14 protein-coding genes are annotated in these 14,880 nt (G+C 63.8%); 6 read left to right on the top strand and 8 right to left on the bottom strand.

All coding sequences use genetic code 11. The features are described from left to right. The 3 genes from VHL31_RS15570 to VHL31_RS15560 form a co-directional block, all read left to right on the top strand. On the top strand, positions 1-556 hold a 556-nt coding region (locus VHL31_RS15570), incomplete at its 5' end, for a calcium-binding protein (protein ID WP_329662144.1). Positions 557-698: 142 nt separating this feature from the next. Further along, positions 699-1,619: a calcium-binding protein gene (locus tag VHL31_RS15565; RefSeq protein WP_329662143.1), complete on the top strand. Its 921-nt coding sequence runs from the start codon at positions 699-701 to the stop codon at positions 1,617-1,619. A gap of 52 nt (positions 1,620-1,671) precedes the next feature. Beyond that, positions 1,672-2,817: a calcium-binding protein gene (locus VHL31_RS15560; protein WP_329662142.1), complete on the top strand. Its 1,146-nt coding sequence runs from the start codon at positions 1,672-1,674 to the stop codon at positions 2,815-2,817. A 75-nt stretch (positions 2,818-2,892) separates the two neighbouring features. On the opposite strand, the gene VHL31_RS15555 is transcribed toward VHL31_RS15560, so the two are convergent. The 7 genes from VHL31_RS15555 to pdhA are packed head-to-tail and all read right to left on the bottom strand — an operon-like array spanning position 2,893 to position 10,271. Beyond that, entirely contained in the window at positions 2,893-3,387 is a 495-nt protein-coding gene (locus VHL31_RS15555; protein ID WP_329662141.1) for a type II toxin-antitoxin system RatA family toxin, read from the bottom strand. Beyond that, positions 3,387-4,325, bottom strand: a complete 939-nt coding sequence (gene lipA / locus VHL31_RS15550; RefSeq protein WP_329662140.1) for a lipoyl synthase — start codon at positions 4,323-4,325, stop codon at positions 3,387-3,389. The genes VHL31_RS15555 and lipA overlap by 1 nt, the downstream gene beginning before the upstream one ends. A 33-nt stretch (positions 4,326-4,358) precedes the next feature. Then, positions 4,359-5,759 carry a dihydrolipoyl dehydrogenase gene (lpdA, locus tag VHL31_RS15545; protein ID WP_329662139.1) on the bottom strand — a complete coding sequence of 467 codons (1,401 nt, stop codon included), beginning with the start codon at positions 5,757-5,759 and terminating at the stop codon, positions 4,359-4,361. Continuing rightward, positions 5,759-6,334, bottom strand: coding sequence for a mismatch-specific DNA-glycosylase (locus tag VHL31_RS15540; RefSeq protein ID WP_329662138.1), 576 nt, complete (start codon positions 6,332-6,334; stop codon positions 5,759-5,761). The genes lpdA and VHL31_RS15540 overlap by 1 nt, the downstream gene beginning before the upstream one ends. A gap of 2 nt (positions 6,335-6,336) precedes the next feature. After that, positions 6,337-7,740, bottom strand: a complete 1,404-nt coding sequence (locus tag VHL31_RS15535; protein WP_329662137.1) for a pyruvate dehydrogenase complex dihydrolipoamide acetyltransferase — start codon at positions 7,738-7,740, stop codon at positions 6,337-6,339. A 25-nt stretch (positions 7,741-7,765) separates the two neighbouring features. Next, the gene (locus tag VHL31_RS15530; protein WP_329662136.1) at positions 7,766-9,229 is read right to left on the bottom strand and encodes a pyruvate dehydrogenase complex E1 component subunit beta; all 1,464 of its coding nucleotides are present in this window, start codon (positions 9,227-9,229) and stop codon (positions 7,766-7,768) included. A gap of 16 nt (positions 9,230-9,245) precedes the next feature. Continuing rightward, positions 9,246-10,271, bottom strand: a complete 1,026-nt coding sequence (pdhA, locus tag VHL31_RS15525; RefSeq protein WP_329662135.1) for a pyruvate dehydrogenase (acetyl-transferring) E1 component subunit alpha — start codon at positions 10,269-10,271, stop codon at positions 9,246-9,248. A 482-nt stretch (positions 10,272-10,753) separates the two neighbouring features. Here pdhA and VHL31_RS15520 point away from each other — a divergent pair, with 482 nt between their 5' ends. The 3 genes from VHL31_RS15520 to VHL31_RS15510 all read left to right on the top strand — a co-directional run bounded on the left by VHL31_RS15520 (position 10,754) and on the right by VHL31_RS15510 (position 13,580). Beyond that, positions 10,754-11,104 carry an FtsB family cell division protein gene (locus tag VHL31_RS15520; protein WP_329662134.1) on the top strand — a complete coding sequence of 117 codons (351 nt, stop codon included), beginning with the start codon at positions 10,754-10,756 and terminating at the stop codon, positions 11,102-11,104. Positions 11,105-11,293: 189 nt separating this feature from the next. Beyond that, positions 11,294-12,097 carry a TIGR04290 family methyltransferase gene (locus tag VHL31_RS15515; protein WP_329662133.1) on the top strand — a complete coding sequence of 268 codons (804 nt, stop codon included), beginning with the start codon at positions 11,294-11,296 and terminating at the stop codon, positions 12,095-12,097. 112 nt (positions 12,098-12,209) lie between these two features. Then, positions 12,210-13,580: a DUF2254 domain-containing protein gene (locus VHL31_RS15510; RefSeq protein ID WP_329662132.1), complete on the top strand. Its 1,371-nt coding sequence runs from the start codon at positions 12,210-12,212 to the stop codon at positions 13,578-13,580. A 438-nt stretch (positions 13,581-14,018) separates the two neighbouring features. Here the strand turns inward: VHL31_RS15510 and VHL31_RS15505 are convergent, their stop codons facing one another. Next, positions 14,019-14,834: a hypothetical protein gene (locus VHL31_RS15505; RefSeq protein WP_329662131.1), complete on the bottom strand. Its 816-nt coding sequence runs from the start codon at positions 14,832-14,834 to the stop codon at positions 14,019-14,021. Positions 14,835-14,880: the final 46 nt, after the last annotated feature.

Here is a 14,880-nt window from a genome sequence, read left to right as displayed (position 1 = left end):
CAACACGGGCAACGACATCGGCACCGGCGGTGCCGGCAATGACCAGATCACCGCAGGCGACGGCAACGACCGGTTCTTCGGCGCGCTCGGCGACGACATCATGAACGGCGATGCCGGTAACGACGAGCTGTTCGGCGGCCTCGGCAACGACACCGTCAATGGCGGGATCGGCGACGACACCCTGGACGGCAAGGACGGCAACGACACGCTGACCGGCGGCGACGGCGTGGACCGGCTCACCGGTGGCAATGGCGACGACATCCTGGATGGCGGGGCCGGCAACGACGAGATCCTGGGCCAGTTCGGCAACGACACCATGGCCGGTGGCACAGGCGCCGACAACTTCACCATCCTGCGTGCCGAGGGCGAAGCCGACATCATTACCGACTTCATCGTCGGCGAGGACAAGATCCTGCTGCGCGGCGCGAAGCTGGTGGACGTCACCGCCACGCCCGGTGAAGCGGCGACCGTCCTCAACCTTGGCCTCAACCACACCGTGACCCTGAACGGCGTCACGGACATCACCCCCGACAAGGTCGCATCCTTGTTCGGGTGATCCCGCGCATCGCAAGGTCTCTGCGGAACCCGCCGGCTCATGCCGGCGGGTTCGATCTGGGCAGGCCGCAGACAGCGATATCATCGCTTAGCTGATGGTGGTCCGGCATTCAGTCGATGTTGGATAGAAGTAGGAATGACTCATGGCGGTGATCGAGGGCAGCGTCGGCAAGGACAATCTGGTCGGTGGCGACGGCAATGACGTCATGCGCGGCTTCGCTGAGCTAGACCGGATGTTCGCGCGCGGCGGCGACGACGTGATGATCGGCGCCGAGGGTGCCGACCGGCTCTATGGCGGCGACGGCATGGACGTCATCTCCGGCGGCGACGGCAACGACATCGCGTTTGGCGATCGGGTCGAAGTGCTCGTCATTCCCACAGTCGGCGGCAACGATCGCATCTTCACGGGTGCCGGTGACGACCAGATCTACGGCGAATGGGGTGACGACACGCTGGACGGCGGTGACGGCAACGACATCATCTGGGGCGGCAATGTCGGCAAGGACACCATCACCGGTGGTGCCGGCAATGACACGATCAATGGTGGCAACGACAATGACATCGTGTTCGGTGCAGCCGGCGACGATGTCATGTCCGGCGATGGCGACGACTACACCGTCGACGGCGACGACCGTCTCTTTGGCGGCCTCGGCAACGATCAGGTCGATGGCGCCGAAGGCAATGACCTGCTCGACGGCAAGGACGGCACCGACACGCTGAACGGTGGAGATGGCGACGACAGCATCACCGGTGGCAATGACGACGACATCCTGAACGGCGGTGCCGGCAACGACATGCTGAATGGCCAGTTCGGCAACGACAGGCTCACCGGTGGGACCGGCACTGACAACTTCGTGATCCTTCGGCACGAGGGTGAAGCGGATACGATTGCCGACTTCCAGATCGGCGTGGACAAGATCGAGCTGCGTGGCAGTGGGATCGACGTATCGGCCGTCATTGCGTCGGCCCAGGTCGTCAGCGGCAGCACGGTCCTGAACCTCGGTTCGAATCATACGGTGACACTGACCGGCACGACCGGCGTCGACTCGTCCTGGTTCGGCTGATTGATCCCCCAGCTCGCCCCGCCAACCAACAAGCCCCGACGAGGAAGCACGCATGGCATTGATCAACGGCCAATCTGGCGACGAAAGCATCACCGGTACCAACCAGGCCGATGAAATCCACGGCCTGGGCGGCAATGACGGCATCAACGGCGGCGCTGGCGACGATATTCTGTTTGGCGAGGACGGCGACGACTTCCTCACCGGGAGCACCGGCAACGACCAGCTCTATGGCGGCCTCGGCCGGGACACGCTGTACGGGAACGGTGGCATCAACCTGCTCGACGGCCAGGAAGGCAATGACGTCCTGATCAGCGATGCCAGTGCCGATACACTGCGCGGCGGCGACGGCAACGATCGTCTGTTCGGCAGGGACGGCAACGACATCCTGATCGGCAATGCCGGCAACGACCGCTTTCTGGGTGGTGCAGGCAACGACACGGTCGCGGGTGGCGATGGCGACGACGATATCCGTGGTGACCGGGTCTCGGCGGAGTTCGACGTGATCCCATCGTCAGGCGGTGACGACTACCTGACCGGCGGTGGCGGCGACGACCTCATCTATGGCGAATGGGGCACCGACCGCATCGACGGTGGTGACGGCAACGACGAACTCTGGGGCGGGTTCACCGGCCAGGATGTCCTGACCGGCGGCGCAGGCGACGACCTGATCACGGGTGGTTCCGAGGGCGACGTCATTTTCGGCGCAGTCGGCAACGATGTGATCATTGGCGACGGCGATCCGAACCGTCCTGATGGAGCCGACCGCCTCTTTGGTGGCCTCGGTGACGACGAGATCCGGGCCGGTGGAGGCGCCGACATCGTCGATGGCAAGGCCGGCATCGACCGGATGAACGGCGACGGCGGCGACGACATCATGACCGGCGGTGATGGCGACGACATCCTCGATGGCGGTTCCGGTAATGACCAGATCAACGGGCAGGCCGGCAACGACTCGATGACTGGCGGTGCTGGTTCCGACCTGTTCATCGTGCTCCGCTCAGGCGGCGACCAGGATACCATCACCGACTTCAACGCCGAGAGCGGAGACAAGATCTCGTTGCGCGGCAATGGCAACACGGTGGAGAACGCGATCGCCAATGCCGCGGTCGTCGAAGGCAACACCGTGGTGAACCTGGGCTTCAACCACACGCTGACGATCACCGGCGAGACCGGCATCAACGCCAACTGGTTCGGTTGACCTGATCGGCAGCCTGGCGGAAGCAAAACGGCTGCAGGTGCGAACCTGCAGCCGTTTTCTTTGGCCTGAGACCTGTCAGCTGCGTGGCAGGAGAGCCACTTCGCCAGCTTCGTTGACTGGACGCGACGGGCCACGATCGCCGTGAAGCTTGCGGGCGCGCGTCTCGAAGGCTGCCACCATGCGTCGTACCGCCTCGTCGAACAACAGGCCGATCAGTTGCTGCAGGACGCGCGACTTGAACTCAAACTCAACGTGGAAGTCGATGATGCAGCCATTCTCGGGCCCATCCAGGAACTTCCAGTAGTTATTCATGTACTTGAACGGACCGTTCACGTACTGGACGTCGATCTTTCGCTCAGCCCGATGGAGCGTGACCTTCGAGGTGAACTTCTCACGCCAGACCTTGAAGCTGATCACGAGGTCCGCGAAGAACACGTCACCCTGTCGCTCATTGATCCGGGCAGCCGAGCACCAAGGCAGGAACTCCGGATAACGATCGACGCTGGCGACGATGTCGAAGAGCTGCGCTGGCGTGTAGGGCAGATAGCGGCGTTCGGAATGGGTAGGCATTACTCTGCTGCTTCGAGGCCAAGACCTGTACGAGCCAGCTGCGCCTCGCGGGCGTGGCGCAGCTTGGCGAAATCATCGCCTGCATGATGGGATGAGCGGGTGAGCGGCGAGCTGGATACCATCAGGAAGCCTTTCGCCCGCGCCATCCGGGCGTGCGCGTCGAACTCGGCCGGCTCCACGAACCGGATCACCTGATGATGCCGGCTGGTCGGCTGGAGGTATTGGCCGATCGTGATGAAATCGACCTCGGCCGACCGCATGTCGTCCATCACCTGGTGGACCTCACGCTTCTCCTCGCCCAGGCCCAGCATCACGCCGGACTTGGTGAAGATGGCAGGATCCAGTTCCTTCACCTTCTGCAGCAGGCGGAGTGAATGGAAGTAGCGGGCACCCGGCCGCACCGTCCGATAGAGCCGCGGCACCGTCTCAAGATTGTGGTTGTAGACATCGGGCCTGGCCGCCACGACCTTCTCGATTGCCCCGGGCTTGCGCAGGAAGTCCGGAGTAAGGATCTCGATCGTCGTCTCCGGCGACGCCGCGCGGATCGCCTCGATCACCCGCACGAACTGAAATGCGCCACCGTCCGGCAGATCGTCCCGGTCCACCGAGGTGATGACGACGTGCTTGAGGCCCATCGCCTGGACGGCCTCGCCCACATGGCGCGGCTCGTGCGGGTCGACCGCCACCGGCATGCCAGTCTTCACGTTGCAGAACGCGCAGGCCCGGGTGCAGGTATCACCCAGGATCATGAAGGTCGCGTGCTTCTGCTGCCAGCACTCGCCGATGTTCGGGCAGGCCGCTTCCTCGCACACCGTGTGCAGCTTCTTGGCCCGCATGAGCTTGCGAACCTCATGGAAGGTCTCGGACGTCGGCGCCTTGACGCGGATCCAGGCCGGCTTGCGCTGGAACTGCGGCGGCGTGATCGTGACCGTGGCCATCAACTGTCCTTCGAATGGGAGCGCATCGCCTGCTCAGAAATGGATCGCCCGACCGAAGGCTGCAAGCGTTGCCTCGTGCATCATTTCCGACAGGGTGGGATGCGGGAAGATCGTGGCCATCAGATCCTCTTCCGTGGCCTCCATCTGCCGCGCGATCACGAAGCCCTGGATCAGCTCGGTCACTTCCGCGCCGACCATGTGCGCGCCCAGGAGCTCGCCGGTCTTGGCGTCGAAGACGGTCTTGATCATGCCTTCCGGCTCGCCAAGTGCGATGGCCTTGCCGTTGCCGATGAACGGGAACCGGCCGACCTTCACTTCATAGCCAGCCTTCTTCGCCGCCTCTTCCGTATAGCCGACGCTCGCCACCTGCGGGGTGCAGTAGGTGCAGCCGGGGATCTTGGTCAGGTCGAGCGGATGGGGATGGCCATGGCCGGCAATCTTCTCGACGCACATCACCCCCTCGTGGCTCGCCTTGTGAGCCAGCCAGGGCGCTCCAACCACGTCACCGATCGCGTACACGCCGGGCTCGTCGGTGCGGCACCACTCGTCCACGACGATGTGGGAGCGCTCGACTTTGATCTTGGTGCCTTCCAGGCCGATATGCTCGGTGTTGCCGACGATGCCGACGGCCGAGATCACCCTCTCCACCTCGACCTGTTCGGATTTGCCGCCCGGCAGCTCCAAGGTGACGACAACCGAGTTGCCCTTCTTGTCGAGCTTGGCCACCTTGGTCCCGGTGCGGATCTTGATGCCGCGCTTCTCGAACTGCTTGTGGGCGAAGGCCGAGATCTCGGCATCTTCCACGGGCAGCACCCGGTCCAGCACCTCGACCACCGTCACGTCGGCGCCCATGGAGCGGTAGAACGAGGCGAACTCGATGCCGATCGCACCGCTGCCCACGACCAGCAGCGACTTCGGCATGGCCGCCGGGACCATGGCTTCCTTGTAGGTCCATACCAGCTTGCCGTCCGGCTCCAGACCCGGCAGCACGCGGGCCCTCGAGCCGCTCGCCAGGATGATGTGCGGTGCCGAAAGCGTCTCCTCGCCGCCCTTGGTCGACACCTTCAACGTGTTCTTCCCGGCAAGCGAGCCGGAACCGTCGAAGACGGTCACCTTGTTCTTCTTGAGCAGATGCTTGACGCCGCCAGAGAGCTGCGACGCCACGTTGCGGCTGCGCTTGACCACGGCGGCGGCATCGAAACCTCGACCCTGCACGGATAATCCGTAGGCTTCGGGATGCCCCATATGGTCGTAGACCTCCGCCGAGCGAAGCAGGGCCTTGGTCGGGATGCAGCCCCAGTTCAGGCAGATTCCGCCCAGATGCTCCCGCTCGACCAGCGCGGTCTTCATGCCGAGTTGCGCTGCCCGGATGGCCGCGACGTAGCCACCCGGCCCGCCGCCGACGACGACCAGATCGAAGCTGTGGTTGGCCATCAGCTAGTCCCACTCCGCAAAGCTGCTTCGTCAGGCCAGGACCGCGTCAGGCGTCCGGCCAGTTCGATCCATGGCCGCACATCCCAAAAGCCGGACGCTGCGCCAGAGGTCAATGGAAGGATGAACAATTCCGGCACCACACCATGCGGATCGTCCATCGGACCATATCGCAGGGCCGTCGTGCCGGTGCCGAGCCAATAGGCAGCGGCACGCTTTCCGTTGAAGGCGATGGCCGCTGGACGGTTTGCCCGGAGCTTGCACCGGGCCAGCTCGACATCGGCTGGACCGACATTGATCTCGGCATCGGCTCCCGACTGGCGCTTCTGCATGTCGGTCAGTCCCAGGCCATGCCCTAGCAGTTCCCGTTCGCGATCGGGCGTCAGCCGCTCGGGCGTGAGACGGACCGCCGCGAGGACGGACCAGAACTTGTTGCCCGGGCCGGCATAGTGCCGCCCCTTGGCTGCCGAGGCCTTGCCTGCCGCCATGCCCACGAAGACGGCCCGCAGTGCCGGCCGGAGGACATCACAGAGGATGTCATCCGTCGACCCTGCCGGCCTTGTCGCTGCCTCGATCATGATCAAAGCAGGAGCGACAGCGGATCTTCGACAGTCTTCTTGAAGACCTGCAGGAACTCCGCCCCAAGCGCCCCGTCGACGACGCGATGGTCGGTTGACAGCGTCACGCTCATCATCGTCGCGATGGCCAGTGCGTCGTTCTTCACGACCGGACGCTTCTCGCCCGCGCCAATCGCCAGGATGCAGGCCTGTGGCGGGTTGATGACGGCTGCGAAGTCCTTCACCCCGTACATGCCGAGATTGGAGATCGAGAATCCGCCGCCCTGGAACTCCTCCGGCTTCAGCTTGCCTTCCTTGGCGCGCTTGGCGAGGTCCTTCATCTCCGCCGAGATGGTGGAGAGCCCCTTCTGATCAGCCTTGCGGATGATCGGAGTGATCAATCCACCCTCGATCGCCACTGCCACCGAGATGTCGATATCCTCGAACTGGTAGATCTTGTCGCCACCCCAGGACGCGTTCACGCCTGGGATCTTCTTCATGCCCTGAGCCACAGCCTTGATGACGAAGTCGTTCACCGAGAGCTTGTAGTCGGCCTTTGGGCGTCCGTTCAACTCCTCGCGCAACTTCAGCAGCGCATCCAGCTCGACATCGACTGTCAGATAGAAGTGCGGCACCGTCGACTTGGATTCGGTAAGTCGCCGCGCGATCACCTTCCGCATATTGTTGAGCTGGATCTCCTTGTGCGGCGCGCTTGGCGCCGCGATCGGACCGGCTGCGGCGGCCGGCGCCGGCGCTGCAGCGGCCGGTGCAGGCTTGGCTGCCTCTGCCGGTTTCGCCGGTGCCGCGGCAGCCGTCGCCGGCTTCGGTGCAGCGGCGGCCTTCTCGACATCCGCCTTCACGATACGGCCGTGCGGCCCGCTGCCGGTCAGGTTGGCAAGATCGAGCCCTGCCTGTTCCGCCATACGCCTGGCCAAGGGCGAGGCAAAGACCCGACCCTCTTCCGCCTTGCCATTGCCCTTGCTGATGTCGGCCCCGGTGTTCGATCCTGCACCGGGCGCTCCCGCCACATTGGCGGGCTTGGCATCGCTTGCCGGTGCGGGACCGGCTGCCTTGATCTGCTGCGCCTCGATCGGACCTTCGGCGGCACCACGGGCGGCGGCGGCGGGTGCTGCCGGTTCCTGGGCCTCAGGCTGTCCGGCACCATCCGCAGCCGATGCGTCCTCGCCTTCCTCGAGGAGCACGGCGATCGGGGTATTGACCGCTACACCCTGCGTACCTTCGGCTACCAGGATCTTGCCGATCACACCTTCGTCGACAGCCTCGAACTCCATCGTGGCCTTGTCGGTTTCGATCTCGCACATGACGTCGCCGGACTTGACCGCGTCGCCTTCCTTCTTGAGCCAGCGGGCCAGATTGCCCTCGCTCATCGTGGGCGAGAGCGCAGGCATCAGGATCTGGATGGTCATCGGATCGGTTCCCCTGCCTGTCCGCTCACGTCCGGTAGCAGGCGGCCTTCGCCGCCTCGACCATGTCCTTCACCTGCGGCAGCGCCATCTTCTCCAGATTGGCCGCGTACGGCATTGGAACATCCTTGCCGGTCACGCGGATGACCGGCGCGTCCAGGTAGTCGAAGGCATGCTCCATCATGAGCGCCGCCATCTCCGAGCCGATACCCGACTGCGGCCAGCCCTCCTCGATCGAGACCAGGCGGTTGGTCTTCTTCACCGAGTTCACGATCGTTTCGACGTCGAGCGGCCGGATTGTGCGCAGGTCGATGACCTCCGCGGAGATCCCGATCTCGGCCAGCGCGTTCGCGGCTTCCACCGCGTGCCCCATCATCAGCGAGAACGCGGTAATCGTGACGTCCGTGCCTTCGCGCAGGACCTTGGCCTTGCCGATCGGCAACACGAAGTCGTCGAGTTGCGGCACCTCGAAGCTCTGGCCGTAGAGCATCTCGTTCTCAAGGAACACGACCGGGTTCGGGTCCCGGATCGCTGCCTTCAGCAGGCCCTTGGCGTCCGCTGCCGACCAGGGTGAGAGCACCTTCATGCCAGGGCAGTGCGAATACCAGGAGCTGTACTCCTGGCTGTGCTGCGCGGCCACGCGGGCAGCAGCACCGTTTGGTCCACGGAACACGATCGGGCAGCCCATCTGGCCCCCCGCCATGTAGAGCGTCTTGCTGGCAGAGTTGATGATGTGGTCCATCGCCTGCATGGCGAAGTTCCAGGTCATGAACTCCACAATCGGCCGCAGGCCGGCCATCGCGGCACCCACCCCCAGCCCGGCAAAGCCATGCTCGGTGATCGGCGTGTCGATGACGCGTTTCTCGCCGAACTCGTCGAGCAGGCCCTGGCTGACCTTGTAGGCCCCCTGATACTGGGCGACTTCCTCGCCCATCAGGAAGACCTTGGGGTCGCGACGCATCTCCTCCGCCATCGCGTCACGCAAGGCCTCGCGCACGGTCTGCTTCACGAAGGTCGTGCCGGCGGGGATGTCCGGATCGGCTGGCACCTTGGCGCTCTTCGGCTCGGCCGGCACCTTGGCAGCCGGTGCCGGCGCGTCGCCCTTGCCTTCCATCTGCGCGGAGGGGGCTTCGCTCGGAGGCCGTTCGCCCACTGGCGCATGATCGACCGTCCGAGGCTGGCCATCCCCATCGACCGCGACCTTGTCCGACGGCTTTTCCTGCTGCTGCGGAACGTCGCTCAGGCTCTCGCCTTGTTCCAGCAGTACCGCGATGGGCGTGTTGACCGCGACACCCTGGGTACCCTCGGCCACCAGGATCTTGCCGAGCACGCCCTCGTCGACCGCTTCGAACTCCATGGTCGCCTTGTCCGTCTCGATCTCGGCGATCACGTCGCCCGACTTGACGGGCTCGCCCTCCTTCTTGACCCAGCGCGCCAGGTTGCCCTCGGTCATGGTCGGCGAGAGCGCCGGCATCAACAGCTCGATCGACATCGCAACGCCCTCGAAATCAGGATTCTACGAGAATATCGGTCCAAAGCTCTGACGCATCGGGCTCAGGGCTGTCCTGCGCGAACCGAGCGCTTTCGTTGACGATGTCTCGAGTTTCCTTGTCGATCGTCTTGAACGCGGCTTCGTCGGCAAAGCCGTTCACTTCGATGATCTTCTTCAGGTTCTCGATCGGATCATGCTGGCTACGCATGTTCTCGACCTCGTCCTTGGTACGGTACTTGGCCGGATCCGACATCGAATGACCACGGTACCGATAGGTCATGGCCTCCAGGATCTGGGGACCCTCGCCTGCCCTGATCTTGCCGATCAGCCTGGATGCAGTGGCCTCGACCGCGAGCACATCCATGCCGTCGACCTGTTCGCCGGGGATGCCGTAGGCCTCGCCGCGGTCGCACAGGCGCTTGCCGGCCGCCGCCCGCGTCACCGCCGTACCCATGCCGTACCGGTTGTTCTCGATCACATAGAGAACCGGCAGCTTCCACAAGGCCGCCATGTTGAAGGCCTCATAGACCTGCCCCTGGTTGACGGCGCCGTCGCCGCAATAGGCGACGCACAGCCCGCCATCCTCTTCATATTTGTGGGCAAACGCGATGCCGGTCCCAAGAGGAATCTGTGCGCCGACGATGCCGTGACCACCATAGAACTTCTTGTCCTTGGCGAACATGTGCATCGAGCCGCCCTTGCCCTTGGAATAACCGGTGATGCGCCCGGTCAATTCCGCCATGACGCGGCGGGGATCCATCTGGCAGACCAGCATGTGGCCGTGATCGCGGTAGCCGGTGATCACCGAATCCTTCTCGGTGAGTGCCGCCTGGATGCCGACTGCCACGGCTTCCTGGCCGATGTAGAGATGGCAGAAACCACCGATCAGCCCCATGCCGTAGAGCTGGCCTGCCTTTTCCTCAAAGCGACGGATCAGGAGCATCTCCCGATACCAGCCCATCAGCGTCGCCTGATCCGGCAGATTGGAGGCGGCCCCGGCCGAGGGAGCGGCCTCAACAGCCTTGATCTTTGTGGCGGTCATCCAGATTCCCCCCTGGACTTCGGCATCATGTCGAGCGCCCGCTTAGCGCCGCCCGCCTGTTCCGATCGGCAAACTGTGGCGCCAACACGGTTTCCGCAAGCCCGAAGCTGCAAGTAAACGCGAACCACATGCCATCGACCGGGCCCGGGGGACAGTCCCACAGAATGCATGGGGGTCATGCGGGCACAGCGCAGATCGTCTTTGCTGCAATGCACAATCTAACCTCTCGCCGATACTTTCGCCGATTTGTTCCTGACCGACCGTCCTCGCCAGGAACAGCTAGTTGATCAGCGCACGTCACGGGTGACGGTTCCAAGACTTGCCTGCTCGGCTCTCGAATGTTGGATCCGGCCGAAACGAGCCGGCATGAAGGCCGCGGCAGGCATGCCACGAATACCTCGGTGATGGATGAGGAGCCAGGCTTTGCGCTCGCGTGACGCGCGAGCCGGCGCTATGTCGTGGAAGGCGCCAGTGGAGGCCAGATGATCGCTGAGGACCATGTCGACCGGTTGTGGCTATGGCTGCGCCGCGAGATCCGTTGGCGCTGGCTGAGCGGAGTCTTCCTGCTCCTGACCGCCTGGTTCGCTTGGCACGCCCTCCACGGGTCACGGGGACTGTACGCTTATCTCGACCAGCGGCGGGCAGTGCAGATCCTGGAACAGGACCTGGCCGCACTGGAAGAGCGCCGGGATGCGCTCAAGCGCCATCAGGAACTGCTCGACAGCCGCCACATGGATGCCGACTTGGTCGAGGAGAAGCTGCTGCAATTGGGCTGGATGCGCGAAGGCGACGTCTTCGTCGCCGACCACAGCAGCAGCGAGCTGTCACCGTAGCCTCTAGCCCTGTCCCTTCTCCCGGGCCCGCCGGCCACACTTCCGGTTCAGACAGCTGCCCGCATTGCTCCAGCGTCTCATCTGGTGTGGCCATCTTGCTCGGCGCGCTCCCGTCGCTGCACGTCCGGAACCGGCGCCTATCTAGCTCTGTTAGCTCTGGCGGGCCGGCACTGCGGCAGAAGGAATGAGATGAGTGAGCGGCGCGTGGCGGACGGACCAGATGTCGTCATTGGAAGCGACATCATCCAGCGCCGCATCGAAGAACTGGGGCCCTGGTTTCACAATATTCAGCTGAACGGCGTCTCTACGGCGCCCGATCATCCTCTAAACGACTATCCGATGTGGAAGTGGCGGCGTTTCGCCCACGCTCTCCCACAGGACCTGACCGGGCGGACCGTCCTCGACATCGGATGCAATGCCGGCTTCTACGCCTTGGAGATGAAGCGGCGCGGCGCAGATCGAGTGGTAGGGATCGACGAGGATCCGCGTTACCTGGCGCAGGCTCGGCTTGCGGCCGAGGTAACGGGCCTGGAGATCGAACTCCGTCAGCTCTCCGTCTATGACGTGGCGAGGCTGGGGAAAAGGTTCGACGTCGTCCTGTTCATGGGCGTGCTCTATCATCTGCGCCATCCGCTGCTCGCCCTCGACCTGATCCACGACCACGCAGCCGGCGACCTGCTCGTCTTCCAGACGATGCAGCGCGGCAGCGACGTAGTGTGGCAGATCGAGGAAGACTACGGGTTCTGGAACGCCAGCATCTTCCACCATGCGGGCTTCCCCAGCATGCACTTCATCGAAAAGCGCTACGCGGGCGATCCGACCAACTGGTGGATACCGAACAGGGCCTGCGCGGAGGCGATGGTACGCAGCGCGGGCTTCCAGATCCTCGATCATCCCGAAGATGAGGTTTATGTCTGCCGTCGTGCAGAGGTTCCGGCCACGCGGCCAAAAGCGCCGGCCATTGCTTCCTTGGATCGCATCGCGTCGGCCTAGCGCTCGGAGGTGCTCGACGACGCAATCAAGCTCGGCGGCAACTCGCGTATCGACGGATCGTTTGTCTCGTTGGTGCAGGCTCGGTGCCTGCGCTCACGATGAGAGCGGTCCCATGTTCAATCACCTTTCTGTTGTCTGGGACAAGGTGCGAACGGGCCTGTGGCCCGTTCCAATCAGCATGATCCTGCTTGCCGGACCACTCTATGCGGCCGCGTCCTGGGCAGACGGGATGGTGTCGGATGCGGAGGGCCTGCGCACCTGGTGGCTTCACAGCGGCAGCGGCGACGATGCCCGCAACCTGCTCTCCACGCTGGTGGCAGCCATCATCACGATGTCCACCTTGGTCTTCTCCATCACCATCGTGACCCTCTCGCTCGCCGCCAACCAGTTCGGCTCGCGCCTGATCCGAACCTACATGACGGACATGCGTACCAAGCTGGCGCTCGGCGTCTTCACGATGACGATCGTGTACTGCCTGCTCGCCCTGCGTTCCGTCGAGAAGGACATGCCGCCAGGGGTGGTACCTCATGTCGTCGTGACCCTGGGTCTCGTGCTTGGTGTCTGCTGCGTCCTGACCCTCCTGTTCTTCCTTCATGTCGTGGCTCGCTCGATCATGGCGGACGAGGTGATCCGTCGGGTGGCGGACGAACTGGAGGCGAGCGTGGAGCAACTGCCGCCCCTCCAGCAGCGACGCAGCGAGCCCGACCCGGCACAGGTCCTGCCTCATGACTTCGACGCACGGTTGACTATCCTGGCGTCAAAGCAAGAGGGCTATGTCCAGGCGGTGGAACATGCACGTCTGGTTGAACTTGCCTCCAAGCATGACGTCGTCGTCCGGCTGGAAATGCGGCCCGGCACGTTCATGTGCAAGGACGGATGGCTGGCTCACGTGTACCCGGCCGAGGCGGTCACACCCGACTTCGTGGAGGCGTTCCAGGAAGGTTTCCTGATCGGCACACGTCGGACCCCTACCCAGGATCTAGAGTTCCCGATCCGTCATCTCGTCGATATCGCCTTGCGTGCCCTGTCACCGGGCATCAACGACCCCAACACGGCCATGGTGGTGATCGACTATCTGCGGGCCGCTCTGTCGCGGCTCATGGGCAAGTGCCTTCCGCCCGCCATCCACCTGGACAAGGCCGGCCGGGCGCGGCTGATCGACAAGCCCAACGGCTACGACGACATCCTTGCGGCGGCCTTGCAGCAGATCCGCCAATCCGCGGCCGGGCATCCGGACGTGATCATCACCCTGCTGCGCGCGATCGGGCGGATCGGCGAGCATGTCCGTCTGCCCGAGCAACGCGATGCCCTCCTCCATCAGGCGCGGATGACCGCAGATGGCGGGCTGCGCGATCTTGCGGAACCAAGCGATCGCGCTGACGTCGAGCGGAACCTTGCGGCAGTCACCCGGAAGCTGGATCAGGTACTACGGCGCAAGCCGCAGGTCGCTAGTCCTGCGCCTCCCGCGAGCGCCTGCATCTGAAGGCAGCCATCGACGTCGCTGCGCCAGCTGCCATGCTGGTAGCCCGGCCGACGCGTGCGTTTGGCATCGAGCATCATCCTGTCCGATGGTCGGGCGACACAGCATGAGGCCAAGATCTCGATACCTGCGGCAGCTAGCGGGGACTGCACACCTAGCACCGGCAGGGTCTGCGCTACGCACCATTGCCAAAGCCTTCATGATGAGCACCATAGGAATACGAGCTTATATACAGACTGACGGGTAAGACCGCCACCGCCCTTGACGGTAATGTTCTTCGAGGGAACCGACGCTCCATGGGTGCAGGCGATCAGCCAGCACCGGCATCGCTGCCGGCAGCTGCTGGAACGAAGAAGGCCCGGGCGTTGCCGCCCGGGCCTTCTGTCTTGGTGCCTTGCCGGCCTTCCCGCTCAGCCTTGGCCGATGCGGGAGGTCACGAGATCAGGCCCTGCAGCCGCTGAACTTGGCGGTGCCGTTCGCCTTGGCGAAGTCCTTGGTGACTTCCCACCAAGGCATGCCGCTCCGCCAGGTGTCCCAGCCGCGACGGCCCTTCTTCGTGGTCATCGAGCCCCAGATCACCACGCCGTTGCTGAGGCTGTGGACAGTCTGCAGTTGGGTCTTCCAGAAAGAGGCCGACATGTACTTCTGGCCGTCGCTTTTGTTCCAGTTGTGGATCTGCGGCCAGATGAACGGGAACACCGGCTTTCCATACTGCTTGGCCTCGGCGATGTTGGCCTTGGCATAGCGGACCCAGTCGCCCTGGTTGTCGAACATCGTGTAAAGCGACGGGAAGATGACGTCGACTTCCTTGGCCAGTCGCTTCAGCTTGTCGTTGTTGGACTGCCAAGCCCTGTTCTTGCCGGACTGGCCGGAGACGGGCGCGTTCCAGTTCTTCTCAGGCAACATCATGTAGTAGCCGAGCTTCGACTTGCCGCCCTTGGCGCGGACGCCGTTTCGGATGGTCTTCATCGCGAGGATGAGCTTGTCCATCTCCCGGATCTCGTCCCACACCTCGATGTCGATGACAACATAGTCCCACTTCTTCTTCAGGATCTGTGGAACGATGACGTTCTTGAGCTGGCTGATGTTGGGCTGGCTCTTGGACTTGCCGCCGAACAACTCGCCCTCATAGAAGATCTTGATGGTGCTGAGGCCGCAGCCGGCGAAGCTCGGCATCTTGTTGTAGCGGAAGCCATTGAAGATCGGCTTGTCGGCATAGGCCACCGAAGGAGCCAAGCCTACCAACGAGCCGAGCATGACTCCAGCCGCCGCCAATACGGCAGCAAAACGGTTTCGCATGATG

It is taken from the genome of Geminicoccus sp. (genome assembly GCF_036263595.1).
GTDB lineage: Bacteria > Pseudomonadota > Alphaproteobacteria > Geminicoccales > Geminicoccaceae > Geminicoccus.
Note: the sequence above shows the minus strand (reverse complement) of the source record. Positions and strands in the feature narration are given on the sequence as shown.

Bases quoted from the DNA above. Each gene is read 5' to 3' on its own strand.
- VHL31_RS15565 (WP_329662143.1), top strand. From the start codon at position 699: ATGGCGGTGATCGAGGGCAGCGTCGGCAAGGACAATCTGGTCGGTGGC.
- VHL31_RS15560 (WP_329662142.1), top strand. From the start codon at position 1,672: ATGGCATTGATCAACGGCCAATCTGGCGACGAAAGCATCACCGGTACC.
- VHL31_RS15555 (WP_329662141.1), bottom strand. From the start codon at position 3,387: ATGCCTACCCATTCCGAACGCCGCTATCTGCCCTACACGCCAGCGCAG.
- lipA (WP_329662140.1), bottom strand. From the start codon at position 4,325: ATGGCCACGGTCACGATCACGCCGCCGCAGTTCCAGCGCAAGCCGGCC.
- lpdA (WP_329662139.1), bottom strand. From the start codon at position 5,759: ATGGCCAACCACAGCTTCGATCTGGTCGTCGTCGGCGGCGGGCCGGGT.
- VHL31_RS15540 (WP_329662138.1), bottom strand. From the start codon at position 6,334: ATGATCGAGGCAGCGACAAGGCCGGCAGGGTCGACGGATGACATCCTC.
- VHL31_RS15535 (WP_329662137.1), bottom strand. From the start codon at position 7,740: ATGACCATCCAGATCCTGATGCCTGCGCTCTCGCCCACGATGAGCGAG.
- VHL31_RS15530 (WP_329662136.1), bottom strand. From the start codon at position 9,229: ATGTCGATCGAGCTGTTGATGCCGGCGCTCTCGCCGACCATGACCGAG.
- pdhA (WP_329662135.1), bottom strand. From the start codon at position 10,271: ATGACCGCCACAAAGATCAAGGCTGTTGAGGCCGCTCCCTCGGCCGGG.
- VHL31_RS15520 (WP_329662134.1), top strand. From the start codon at position 10,754: ATGATCGCTGAGGACCATGTCGACCGGTTGTGGCTATGGCTGCGCCGC.
- VHL31_RS15515 (WP_329662133.1), top strand. From the start codon at position 11,294: ATGAGTGAGCGGCGCGTGGCGGACGGACCAGATGTCGTCATTGGAAGC.
- VHL31_RS15510 (WP_329662132.1), top strand. From the start codon at position 12,210: ATGTTCAATCACCTTTCTGTTGTCTGGGACAAGGTGCGAACGGGCCTG.
- VHL31_RS15505 (WP_329662131.1), bottom strand. From the start codon at position 14,834: ATGCTCGGCTCGTTGGTAGGCTTGGCTCCTTCGGTGGCCTATGCCGAC.